Origin of the sequence: Capnocytophaga sp. oral taxon 332 str. F0381 (genome assembly GCF_000318275.2) — a bacterium.
Lineage (GTDB): Bacteria > Bacteroidota > Bacteroidia > Flavobacteriales > Flavobacteriaceae > Capnocytophaga > Capnocytophaga bilenii.
Map to the genome: position 1 here is coordinate 33,924 of NZ_KB291342.1, position 8,117 is coordinate 42,040.

Sequence of the window (8,117 nt, forward strand, 5' to 3'; positions counted from 1 at the left end):
CAAAATAGGAGTAGGTAAAATATCTCTAGCCATAATATCAAATAATTAATTCGTTAATCTCTTTTCAAACCACAAAAGTACTACTTTTTTTCCAAACCACCCCAATTTTTATAAGGATTTTTACTAAGCATCGCATTGTAGTAGCGAGCATCGCCAGTAACCTCTTCTCCCAGCCATTCAGGGCGTTCAAAAGGAGTATCTTTAGTAGCCAATTCTATTTCAGCAACTACAAGCCCCTCGTTATCTTTGTGAAACACATCCACCTCTATACAAGTATTTCCATTAGGCACCACATACCGAGTTTTGTCTATTACCCCCTCTTCACATAGTGCCAATAGTTGCAAAGCCTCTTCAGCCTCTATAGGTTTTTCCCATTCAAAGCGAGTCGTCCCATCGCAGCTACTAGCCCCTTTAATAGTGATGAAACCTACATCACCTTTCAGTCGTACCCGTACAGTACGTTCAGGAGCCGAACACAAATACCCCTGAGTAATACGTATTTTTTTAGTAGCCAATGTTTTAAAAACATCACCACACACCCTAAATTTCCTTTCAATCTCCTCCATATCCATTTATATTTTAAAACACACCCATTTTCTAATTCCCTAATTTGCTAATTCTCTAATTTGCTAATTCCCCATTAAACTGCACCTCATATAAGTTCTTGTAGTAACCATTAGGCAGTTGCAGCAACTCATCGTGAGTACCCACCTCCACAATTTCACCCTTGTCAAGTACAATTATTTTGTCCGCTTTTTTTATCGTTGTAAGGCGGTGAGCAATGATGATAGAAGTCCTTCCCTGAGTGATTTTCTCCGTAGCCTCTTGTATAAGTTGTTCCGAGTGCGAATCTACCGATGAAGTAGCCTCATCAAGTATCAATATTTCAGGGCTATGCACATACGCCCTCAAAAAAGCAATCAGCTGTCGTTGTCCTGCCGAAAGCATCGCACCCCGTTCCTTCACGTTGTAGTGGTATCCATTAGGGAGGCTACACAAAAAATCGTGTACCCCAATACGTTTAGCAGCAGCCACTACCGCCTCCTCGCTAATAGCAGGATTTTTCAGCGTAATATTATTCAAAATACTATCTGCAAACAAAAATACATCTTGTAGTACAGTCGCAATATGATGGCGTAGCGAATCCAAAGTAAACTCTTTGATGTCCACTCCATCAATATAGATAGTCCCCCCTGTAAGGTCGTAAAAGCGATTCAGCAAATTCACTATCGTTGTTTTTCCAGCACCCGTAGCCCCAACTATAGCCACCGTTTCACCGCGTTTCACCGTAAAGCTAACCCCGTGCAATATCTCCTCATTGTCAATATATGCAAACCTCACATTTTCAAACCTTATACAATCTTTCAAGGGCAACAATTCTTTGGTGCCACCCTTTTCCATATCCTCTTTGCTTTCTAGTATGGCAAACACACGATTCGAAGCGATAATCCCCATTTGTAAAGTGTTAAATTTATCTGCTATATGCCTAATAGGGCGAAACAATTGCTGCGAAAATTGTATGTATAAGAAAATATTACCAAGGTCATACAGCGAATTATTCACCAGCTGCATCCCCCCAAACCACACAATCAGCGCAATAGTTACCGAGACCGCCAAGTCACTAATCGGAAAGAAAATAGAGTTATACCATATCGTTTTCAGCCACGCACGTTTGTGTTTTTCGTTTATTTGCCGAAAACGCTCCTGTTCGTGCTGTTCTTCAGCAAATAGCTGCAACACCTTCATCCCCGATATACGCTCTTGTACAAACGAGTTCAAGTTAGCCACCTCGTGGCGCACCTCCACAAAAGCTGCGTTCATCGAACGCTGAAACCACCGTGTCGCCAGCAATATTAGCGGAAGCACCGCAAAACTAATAAGTGCCAATCGCCAGTCTATCACAAGCATCACCACTGCTATTACCAACATTTTCAGCAAGTCGCTCACCATTTCAAACAAACCCGAACTGAAAATCTCCCCAATCCGTTCCATATCATTCACAGCCCGTGTTACAAGCACCCCCACCGATGAGCGGTCAAAATACCGCATCTTAAAGCGTAGCAAGTGGTTAAAAAGCCCAGCTCTGATGTCTCGTACCACTGTTTGTCCAAGCCAATTCGAGTAGTATGAAAACAAAAACTGCATCAGCACCTCAGCACATAGCAAAGCCACCAGCCAATAAATAATCCGTACCAGCCCCTCATAGTTCTTAGGTGTAATATAATCATCTATGGCAACCTTTATTAAATAAGGCTGAGCCGTTGAAAATAAAGACGATAAGATAACAAATGAAGCCACCGCCAAAAACACCCATTTATAAGGTTTTACAAAGTACCAAAGCTGCTGAAAGGTTCCCTTCGCCGATTGTTTCTGAGTCATAAGCAATGTTTTAGGCTGCAAATATACAAAAATAAATAATTACCCACCCCACTCCAATTTGTCATTAGTCATTTGTTATTTAAAAAAAAATCCTACCTTTGCACTCATTATAAGCAAATTATTATGATGAATAAGAATACAGTATTAGGCTGGGCAGCTCTGGCAATGGTAGTAATAGCCCTTGTACTATTTGCCCTCGCCGCTTTCAAATACAACGAAGTCGCAGGCTGGGGCTTTGGCACCGTAGCCCTAGGCTTTCTTGCTATAGCGTGGGTTTTCAACGCCCTCAAAGGAAGAGTATAAAATAAGCAAACATTAAGAAGTAACTCCTTCAGATAAATCAGAAAAAAATAAATATATAAAAAATTTATGAATAAAATACCAGAAGAACACTATGTAAAACCATTCCAACAACAAACCTACCTCATCAATGGCGAATTACGCACTTGGAACGGCGATTTTACCAATATATACTCCACAATTTCCTCTACCGAGCAGTATGCACCCACATTGTTGGGGAGTGTACCCTATCTCGGCAAGGAACAAGCACTCGAAGCCTTACAATCAGCCTGCGATGCCTACAACAAAGGTAAAGGACTATGGCCTACAATGAAAGTCAAAGACCGCATCGCCGCACTCCTCAAGTTTGTCAAACTGATGGAAAAAAAACGCGATGAAGTAGTAAAACTAATGATGTGGGAAATCGGTAAAAGCCTCGCCGACTCTCGTAAAGAGTTCGACCGTACCACCGAATACATCTACGACACCATCGAAGCTTATAAAAAATTAGACAACGAATCTTCTAAGTTCCAACAACGCGATGGCGTATATGCCCTCATTCGCCGTGGACCCTTAGGCGTTGTTCTATGCCTAGGCCCCTACAACTACCCACTCAACGAAACCTTTGCCCTCATCATTCCTGCACTCGTAATGGGCAACGCCGTCATTTTCAAACCTGCCAAACACGGTGTACTACTTTTCTCTCCCATATTACAAGCCTTCCAAGAAGCCTTCCCGCAAGGCGTTATCAATATCCTATATGGAAGAGGACGCACAGTAGCTCCCCCTATTATGCAAACCGGACGAATCGATGTGCTTGCCCTTATCGGAAATAGCAAAACAGCTATCGCCCTACAAGACGAACACCCCAACAAAAACCGACTCCGTTTAGTATTCGGATTAGAAGCCAAAAACCCAGGGGTCGTCCTCCCCGATGCCAACCTCGACTTCGCCGTAAGCGAATGCATCAAAGGAGCGCTATCATTCAATGGTCAGCGATGTACAGCTCTCAAAATCCTATACGTACACCAAGATATTAAAGATGAATTTATCAAACGTTTCGCTCAAAAAGTAGATGAACTTAAATTCGGAAACCCTTGGGAAGACAACGTAATGCTCACACCGCTACCCGAAGTAGAAAAACCGGCCTACATACAAGAGCTCATAGATGATGCCCTTGCCAAAGGTGCTACCATACAAAATAAAAAAGGAGGACAACGCACCGAGAATTTCATCTTCCCAGCAGTGTTGTACCCCGTAACCAAAGAAATGAGAGTCTATTCCGAAGAACAATTCGGACCTCTCGTGCCTATCAAATCTTTCACCCACAGCAGTGAGATTATCAACGAAATCGCCGACTCCAAATATGGGCAACAAATAAGCCTCTTTGGCGAAGACCCCAACACCTTAGCACCTCTTATTGATACCCTTGTCAATTTGGTATGCCGTGTCAATCTCAACAGCCTATGCCAACGAGGACCTGATGTGTTCCCTTTCACTGGGCGAAAAGACTCTGCAGTAGGAACACTTAGCGTACACGATGCCCTACGCTCGTTCTCTATACGCACATTTGTATCCTTCCAAAACAACGATTACAATAGGCAAATAGTCGATAACCTACTAAATACCAACACCTCCAATTTCATCAATACCGACTATATATTGTAATCCCAATAACAAAAAACAACCTTCCCCCTTTATAACAATACAAAAGCACCGCAAGCATAAAGGCAAGCGGTGCTTTTTTATAAGGTATTATAGGCTATTTAGCAGTTATATAACTTTGATAAGTAGGGAGCAATGCTTTGTAAGCCGCTACACTACTTGCAGGCACATAGATATGCTGAATCCTATTCTTGTCAAAAATAGTTTTACTATTCTTATCACTTTTTATCGGAGGTGTAGTCCCTTCAAAAGTAATGCTAGTAAGACGATTATCCTGAAAAGCCCCTTCTTTTACTTCTTTAATAGTAGCAGGGATAGTAAGAGTAGCTAATTTATTGTGATCGAAAGCATTTATTCCAATTACCTGTACACTATTAGGAATGTTAACTGAAGTTAATTCACCAACAAGAAAAGCATCATCTTCTATAGTAACCACCGAATTAGGTATAGTAACCGTAGTAAATGCGTTTGCTTGAAAAGCATTCTTAGGAATAACAGTAATACTATTAGAAATAACTACGGATTTCAAAGTATTGAATGCAAAAGCTCCTTCGCCTATACTCACTACACTATTAGGTAATATAAGAGAACTTATCCCTCTATTCATAAAGGCTTCTTTCCCTATATGAGTTACTTTATTAGGGATTGGAATTATTATTTCATTCAGTATAGACTCTGCTGTGAAGAAATCGGTAGCAAAAGCTCTATCGCCAATAGTAAGTAGGTTTTCAGGCAAAACAACAGTTATCAAACTTTTCTTATCCTCAAAAGCATAGTTACCAATAGCGGTTACATTTTTCAGCACTGGGTCAGCCTGCATATCAAGGTTTTTAGTCTTATTATTTTTCCACTTCACCAATGTTTTACCGTCAGGGCTTAGTTCATAGTCAGCAGCGGTGATAGGTTGGTCAGGTTCTTCCTCTTCCTTATTACCCCCTAAACCAATATAAGTAATAGGCCATCCTGTAGCGGTTTTAGGACCATAAAGGCGTTTGTTCACGGTATCTATATACCAGTCACCTTCTTTACCTTTGTCAGCGGCAGGAGCGCCATTGCCAGAATGTATTTTAGTGCCTGCCTCACCAGCAGCACCATTATTACCGGGCGCACCTTTTAGGCTTACAGGAGTGCCCCAGCCCTCAGCGGTCTTAGGCCCATAAAAATCATAGACAGGAAGTCTCAAATAATAATCACCTACATTACCCAAAGTAGCGGTAGGAGTTTCAGTACCCGAAAGAATAGTATTCCCTTTTTGTACTTCTACAATTGTTTTTTCTTTAGTGCAGTTCACCAATGCCATAGGAGCTGCTATCGCCATCGCGATATAAATAAAATTCTTCATTTTTTTCTTCTGTATTCTATTTTATTAATAGTTTATCTATCATTTTATTAAAGTCTTCTGTAGGGAGTAAAGATTCTTTTATCTCTTCACTACTAAGGCTTCTATTTTTTGAAAGAAGTATAAGATTTCCTACAGACATTCCTACTTTGTCTGCAAAATAAGCTCGTTGTTCCTCAAAAGTTTTACCATCTCTCTTATCTATTAAATAGTAAGTAGGTAATATAAGATAAAAATCTTCTGTACTAATTTTCAATTCTCGAACACTTTGCTCCAATGCCTCTTTAGTTTGTGCTATTAAAGTCTCGACATCTGGCTTAGGTAACTTTTCTTTAAAGCTTTCTGAAGTAGCAAAAGGGTATAACCATTCCTTTGATAACAAGTTAATAATTGCTACTATTTTTTCTTCAGCTGTGTCCACAATCCTGATGTCGGGGACTACTCCTCCTACATTTTTTTTGAAACATACTTTCCAAGTAGGACGATGTGCTTTAAAGAAATGAAAAAGCAACCGGGCTATATGAAAATCTATATTTAGAGAAGTTAAGTCAAATGTATTCATTTCAAAATGTTGCTCGTCATAAGACTTCATTGCATCATACGAAACGCGGATATTACCATAAACCCAAAATAAGATATCCTTCCCAATAGTCTTATTGTCGCTACGAGAGAGTACATCAACACTCCTTTGTGCAAAAATATCATGAAGAGAAAGATAAAATTCTAAGCTTTCTCTTTCTTTCTGTATAGGATTTTTAAAATTTAATGCTGCCATTTTTATTATTTTTTACGTTTAATAAATTTTTCTAATTGCTATTTCTAATCAACTCTTACCATACGGCAAAGGTACAAATTCTTTTTTTTTTTAGTATTTGTACCTTTTCTTTTATTACTTTGTAATTAGAAAGATTGAATATAAGTATTATTTATTGTACAGAGTCTTCTTTAAAAGTAAAGAATATTTTACGCCTACCTTTAAAAAAAGAAATATAACTTAACATGTACATTTTTTTTGAACAATCTCATATCTTTTTGATTAGATAGAATTAATGTATTTTTCGTATTAGTCCCCCATTATCACTTCTTCTAACTTCTATAGTACCATCTTCCAACATAACATGTATATCACCTCCTTGAAAAGAAGCTCTTATAGCATTACTGCTGACTATTATCATTTTGTAAGCTCCTTCTATGCTATAACTCTTTACTTTTCCATTTTCATAAGTAATGACAATTAGTTTCTCACTATTTGAAGCATCTACAGCTCCCGATTCTCCTACAATATAAGCTTGCCTTCCATCATCATGATAAAGCCAAGTTTTACGGTTCTTAACTCTTACAAACATACTAAATTATTTTTTAAAAATTTCTGCCTACTCTATCAGGTTTTCGGCTTCCCCTATATCATTTAATCTCTAAAAATCCTCTTCTTCAAGTTTATAGGCTTTTATGGTCAATCCATCATACTCTATATGAAAGTTATAAGTGTCTAAGTAAATTGTCTCATCCACTCTTGCCCAACAGTTTTCTACGTCCTCAAAAGAATCAACATACAAAGCATCAATAATTTCAAGGCGCAGATCCTCTGGTGTATCTTCCAAATCAAACTCTGCATAGTCAAATAACTCTAATGATTCTTCTGTAGCCCTACTTGCTAAACTTTTTATATAAAATAATTCCCTCAAAGTGTACTGTTGATCCTTTTTAATCTTTTCCAGCGCACTCAACAAACCATTTATATAGTTCTGAAGGCTTTCGTTTTCTGCTAATGATTTTCTCCCTGTATTAGTAGGAATAACTATACGTTCTTTAGGCTCTACTTTTTTACCGTATTCTTCTTGTTGTTTTTTTATTAACGCACTAATTAAGTTTTTCCCAAACTGCTGAGTATTCCAGTTCTCATCATATTCTATGTCTTCACTTTCAGCTATTTTTCTTAACCCTTGTTTTACACTATCTCCTTCCCAAGTTTTACCACAAATAGCTCTACCACTAGGCGAAGCTAAATACACACAAACAGCATCTCCCCAAGAATCATTCGAAACAATCCCTATAACATCTTCACCTACTTCTTTTTTTATTGTATTAGTGAACTTTTCCAAGGTCCAATCATATTCAAAAGAGATAGCAGCATCTCCATCAGCAAAGTCGCGCAAGGTTCGAGTAGTTTCCCATTGCATAGAGAAAATACCTATAGAGCCATTTTCATACTCCACTACAATAAGGAGAGTCATCGCCAATTTCAAGCTCTCCATCTGTACTGTTACTTGTAAAAACTATCCGTTTTACCTTTTTAATTTCTGTTTCTTCTGCCATATTTTATAAATTTTAAAATTGTTATTTTTTCTACTTATATCTATATATCATACAAATTTCAAAAAATTTACCTGTTTATGAAAAATTTAACATTTTCACCAGTCGCACATTCTATGTTAATATCCAAATTTTAAAAGGT

General features: G+C 38.4%; 8 protein-coding genes. 2 read left to right on the forward strand and 6 right to left on the reverse strand.

Translation table 11 applies throughout. From position 1 onward, the window contains the following. Positions 1-80: 80 nt before the first annotated feature. Both HMPREF9075_RS11135 and HMPREF9075_RS11140 read right to left on the reverse strand, forming a co-directional pair. Positions 81-566: a CYTH domain-containing protein gene (locus tag HMPREF9075_RS11135; RefSeq protein ID WP_034557623.1), complete on the reverse strand. Its 486-nt coding sequence runs from the start codon at positions 564-566 to the stop codon at positions 81-83. 55 nt (positions 567-621) lie between these two features. Beyond that, the gene (locus HMPREF9075_RS11140) at positions 622-2,379 is read right to left on the reverse strand and encodes an ABC transporter ATP-binding protein (RefSeq protein WP_009416691.1); all 1,758 of its coding nucleotides are present in this window, start codon (positions 2,377-2,379) and stop codon (positions 622-624) included. Between the two features lie 126 nt (positions 2,380-2,505). On the opposite strand from HMPREF9075_RS11140, the gene HMPREF9075_RS13615 reads away from it, so the two are divergent. Continuing rightward, positions 2,506-2,682: a CAL67264 family membrane protein gene (locus HMPREF9075_RS13615; protein ID WP_198144786.1), complete on the forward strand. Its 177-nt coding sequence runs from the start codon at positions 2,506-2,508 to the stop codon at positions 2,680-2,682. 66 nt (positions 2,683-2,748) lie between these two features. Next, on the forward strand, positions 2,749-4,326 hold the full coding sequence (locus tag HMPREF9075_RS11145) for an NADP-dependent glyceraldehyde-3-phosphate dehydrogenase (protein ID WP_009416693.1): 1,578 nt from the start codon (positions 2,749-2,751) through the stop codon (positions 4,324-4,326). Between the two features lie 94 nt (positions 4,327-4,420). Here the strand turns inward: HMPREF9075_RS11145 and HMPREF9075_RS12640 are convergent, their stop codons facing one another. The 4 genes from HMPREF9075_RS12640 to HMPREF9075_RS11165 form a co-directional block, all read right to left on the reverse strand. Further along, a complete protein-coding gene (locus tag HMPREF9075_RS12640) occupies positions 4,421-5,665 on the reverse strand; it encodes a leucine-rich repeat domain-containing protein (protein WP_009416694.1) in 1,245 nt (414 codons plus the stop codon). Positions 5,666-5,681: 16 nt separating this feature from the next. After that, positions 5,682-6,437, reverse strand: a complete 756-nt coding sequence (locus tag HMPREF9075_RS11155; RefSeq protein ID WP_009416695.1) for a hypothetical protein — start codon at positions 6,435-6,437, stop codon at positions 5,682-5,684. Between the two features lie 271 nt (positions 6,438-6,708). Beyond that, entirely contained in the window at positions 6,709-7,008 is a 300-nt protein-coding gene (locus tag HMPREF9075_RS11160) for a hypothetical protein (RefSeq protein WP_009416696.1), read from the reverse strand. Positions 7,009-7,077: 69 nt separating this feature from the next. Next, the gene (locus HMPREF9075_RS11165) at positions 7,078-7,917 is read right to left on the reverse strand and encodes a hypothetical protein (RefSeq protein ID WP_009416697.1); all 840 of its coding nucleotides are present in this window, start codon (positions 7,915-7,917) and stop codon (positions 7,078-7,080) included. Between the last annotated feature and the right edge of the window lie 200 nt (positions 7,918-8,117).

What these genes read in the sequence shown, in the direction of transcription:
- HMPREF9075_RS11135 (WP_034557623.1), bottom strand. Translation starts at nt 566, where the DNA reads ATGGAGGAGATTGAAAGGAAATTTAGGGTGTGTGGTGATGTTTTTAAA.
- HMPREF9075_RS11140 (WP_009416691.1), bottom strand. Translation starts at nt 2,379, where the DNA reads ATGACTCAGAAACAATCGGCGAAGGGAACCTTTCAGCAGCTTTGGTAC.
- HMPREF9075_RS13615 (WP_198144786.1), top strand. Translation starts at nt 2,506, where the DNA reads ATGAATAAGAATACAGTATTAGGCTGGGCAGCTCTGGCAATGGTAGTA.
- HMPREF9075_RS11145 (WP_009416693.1), top strand. Translation starts at nt 2,749, where the DNA reads ATGAATAAAATACCAGAAGAACACTATGTAAAACCATTCCAACAACAA.
- HMPREF9075_RS12640 (WP_009416694.1), bottom strand. Translation starts at nt 5,665, where the DNA reads ATGAAGAATTTTATTTATATCGCGATGGCGATAGCAGCTCCTATGGCA.
- HMPREF9075_RS11155 (WP_009416695.1), bottom strand. Translation starts at nt 6,437, where the DNA reads ATGGCAGCATTAAATTTTAAAAATCCTATACAGAAAGAAAGAGAAAGC.
- HMPREF9075_RS11160 (WP_009416696.1), bottom strand. Translation starts at nt 7,008, where the DNA reads ATGTTTGTAAGAGTTAAGAACCGTAAAACTTGGCTTTATCATGATGAT.
- HMPREF9075_RS11165 (WP_009416697.1), bottom strand. Translation starts at nt 7,917, where the DNA reads ATGGAGAGCTTGAAATTGGCGATGACTCTCCTTATTGTAGTGGAGTAT.